The following is a 3,386-nucleotide window of genomic DNA, read 5'->3' on the forward strand; positions in this document are numbered from 1 at the left end:
AAGGCCTACTTTGATCGTTTGGGGCTGGTGTCGCTGCTCGATACGGTGCGACGACTCCAGTGTGTCTCATGAACCGCCGGATGCGGAACCGCACGTCCGGTGGTGTGAGAGGACGGCGGGGGTGACCCCGCCTCCTACTCGATCAAGACCGCGCGCTGAAAGCGAAACTGCGTGCAGCGGTGAAGAATGCGCGGGCGCGGGAAAAAGACGCCAGGCTCAAATTGAAAGAGGTAAAGGCGGCCGCCAGAGAAAAAGAAAATACGCTTAAAAACAAGCTCAGGGAATTGGCCGGCGCATTGCGAGAGGCGATGCGCACCTTGGCCGAGGAACGCAAGGCGCAGGCCGCGCGCGAGGCCGTGGCGGAAAAGAAAGCGGTGGCGAAGGAAAAAGCTTTGCGGGTTTTCGGTGACAAATGGGAGCGTCAGTTTGAGCGCAGGCAGGCTCGGAAAACCGCTCGCCGGCGACGGCGCCAAACGGGCGGCGCAGGTGGATAGCGGTCAGTGTGGCGTCAGTCTGTCCTGGGGTGAAAGCCTGTGAAGCGGGCCCGGGGCACGCTTTGTGTCATGGCGCTGCGGGCCCGGGCGGGGGCAGTACGCTGAACCCGGCCGCCTGCGCATTGCCCTGGGCGATGATCAGGGCGAGGATGAAGGGGGGGAAATTGAGCGCCTGGCGGCCGTTGATGACCACCAGTGGTGTGCCCTGGATGTGGTGTTGCACAGCGTATTCGATGTCCTCGCGTAAGGCCGCCGCGGTGGCTGAGCTGTTGGTGCAGCGTTCCAAAGTCTGGCGTTCCTCGGTGCCGGCGGTGGCGATCTTCCATATCTTTCCGGTGCTCAGGCGGCGTTGCTGTTGGAACAGGCCGTGGCGCACGGCATTGACCTTGGGCGAAGGGGCCAGGCAGATCAGCACCTTGGCCGCCAGGCAGGCCACGCCCCGGCCGTCGCTGCGGGAGACGTAGGGGTTGCATTCGCTGTCCAAGGGGAAGTGGCGCGATTCTTCGTTCCACAGGTCCGCCGGGGTGACGCGGCGGATTTCCCCCAGGGCCTGTTCCAGATGGGCACAATGGGGACAGCGGATGTCCACCCAGTCGATCAGATGAACCGCCGCCTCGGGACGGCCGAACACCAGCCGGGACGGCTCCGCAGGACGATCGATTTTGGGCGCGGTCAGGTAGGCGGCACGTACATCGCTGATCTGCTGGCGCATTTCCGGCGCCAGGGACAGCAGGTATTGGGCGACGGGGTCGGCCTCGCGGTCGTTCAAGGCCGGCAGTGGCGTCAGGGCGGGCGCCGGGTGGGGTGTGCGCAGGCCGGGATAGAGCACCAGGGCCAGGGCCACGGCGGTGGCGCCCGTGGCCTGGGCAATGGCCCGGCCCCAAGGCGGTGCTGCCGGCTGGGGCAGGCGGTAAGCCAGGACGGTAGTGATTATCACCAAAACATAGAACAGGGCGCAGGTGAGACAGTAGCGCTCCAGGGCGACACTGTATAAAAACAGCGCCACGCAAATGACGGTGCCGACGGTGGTGGTCAGACGCAGCGCCAGGCGCAGGCTGTCGCCCCGGCTGTGACGCGCTTCGACGGCGAGCAGGCCGCCCAGCAGCAATACCGCCACTCCAAAGGCCACGCCCCAACCGGCGAAAGGGATGCCGGTGAATCGATGCAGCGCGCTGGCCAGTGGTGAATTCCATACCGCCGCGCAGTCAAACTGTTCCGACAGGCTGCAGGCCGGGGTGAGATGGTCGCTGCGCAGCTGGTAGAGTTCCCACCACTGGTAGAGACCGAGGGCGATGGCGGTGAGGGCGAGAAGGATTAGAGCACGATTCGTGCGGTTGCTGCTGGCCATGGGCATATCAAGTCTCGGGGGGAGAGCGTACCCTAGCAAACCTCAGCGGGGCTGGCCACCGTGGCCGTTCCGCATTGGCACTGGGGTATCACAGGCCCCAAAGAGGAGTCGCCGATGAAGGCAGGATGGCGATGGGCATGGGCAGGAGCCGCCCTGGGTCTGGCGGCGGCGCTGGCCGCCCAGGACGGCCGCCGGGCCCTGGTCTTTGATGTCAGCGGTGCCATCGGCCCGGCCACCAGTGACTATCTGCACCGGGGGCTGGCGCGGGCGGCGGAGCAAGGTGCGGCACTGGTGATTGTGCGCCTCAACACCCCCGGCGGCTTGGATACGGCCATGCGCGACATCGTCCGCGATATCGTCACCGCGCCGCTGCCGGTGGTGGTGTACGTGGCCCCCGGCGGGGCCCGGGCCGCCAGCGCCGGCACCTACATCACCTACGCCGCCCACATCGCCGCCATGGCGCCGGCCACCAATCTGGGGGCGGCCACTCCGGTGCAGCTCAGCACCCCGCTCAGTCCCGGCACTCCCGCAGGCCGGGAGGAACCCACCCCCGGCCCCCAAGCCATGCGCAAAAAAATCGTCAACGATGCGGTGGCCTATATTCAGGGGCTGGCGCAGATGCGCGGCCGCAATGCCCGGTGGGCGGAGCAGGCCGTGCGTGAGGGGGTCAGCGTGCCGGCGCAGGAGGCGCTGCGGCTGGGGGTGGTGGACCTGGTGGCCACGGATGTGGCCGACCTGCTGGCCCAGATCGACGGCCGCAAGGCCCGGGTGGCAGGGCGGGAATTGACCTTGCACACGGCGGGCATGGTGGTGGAAGAGGTGGAACCCGACTGGCGCGTTGGACTGCTGGGCGTTATTTCCGATCCCAACGTGGCCTATATTCTGATGCTGATCGGCATCTACGGCCTGATTTATGAACTGGCCAGTCCGGGAATGATTTTCCCCGGGGTGCTGGGCACCATCAGTTTGGTGCTGGCCTTGTTTGCCTTTCAGGTGCTGCCCGTCAACTATGCCGGCCTGGCCCTCATCATTTTGGGCATCGCCTTCATGATCGCCGAGGCCGTGGTGCCCAGTTTCGGTGCCCTGGGCGTGGGGGGGCTGGCGGCCTTCGTGTTCGGTTCCATTATTTTGATGGAGACGGAAGTGCCCGGTTACGGCATTTCTGTACCGCTGATAGCGGGTCTGGCACTCAGCAGCGCGGCGTTTTTCATCCTGGTGATCGGTCTGGCCCTGAAGGCACGCCGGCGGCCGGTGGTGAGTGGCCGGGAGGAACTCATGGGCGCCGTGGGCGAAGCCGTGGAGGCTTTTTCCGGCCAGGGGCGGGTGCGGTTGCACGGCGAATTGTGGACTGCCCGCAGCCGGGCGCCGCTCAGGCCGGGCCAGCGGGTGCGGGTGGTGGGCCGCGACGGTTTGAAGCTGGTGGTGGAAGCCTGCGGGGACGACGCGGGGAAAGGGGGCTGAGATGGTGTTTTCTTACACGTTGTTAATCGTGGCGGTTGCAGTGCTTGCGCTGCTCATCAGCGCCTTCCGTGTGCTGCGGGAGT

3 protein-coding genes are annotated in these 3,386 nt (G+C 66.2%); 2 read left to right on the plus strand and 1 reads right to left on the minus strand.

The genetic code is table 11. From position 1 onward, the window contains the following. The first annotated feature begins 179 nt into the window (after positions 1–179). Positions 180–494 (plus strand): hypothetical protein, encoded by a 315-nt coding sequence (locus ENJ19_04190; protein HHM04929.1) that lies wholly within the window; start codon positions 180–182, stop codon positions 492–494. Positions 495–561: 67 nt separating this feature from the next. Here the strand turns inward: ENJ19_04190 and ENJ19_04195 are convergent, their stop codons facing one another. After that, complete coding sequence (locus ENJ19_04195; GenBank protein HHM04930.1) at positions 562–1,848, minus strand: hypothetical protein; 1,287 nt, start codon at positions 1,846–1,848, stop codon at positions 562–564. A 108-nt stretch (positions 1,849–1,956) separates the two neighbouring features. Between ENJ19_04195 and ENJ19_04200 the strand changes: the two genes are divergently transcribed. Then, entirely contained in the window at positions 1,957–3,303 is a 1,347-nt protein-coding gene (locus tag ENJ19_04200; protein ID HHM04931.1) for a nodulation protein NfeD, read from the plus strand. The last annotated feature ends 83 nt before the right edge of the window (positions 3,304–3,386 follow it).

This window comes from Gammaproteobacteria bacterium (genome assembly GCA_011375345.1).
Classification (GTDB): Bacteria; Pseudomonadota; Gammaproteobacteria; order DRLM01; family DRLM01; genus DRLM01.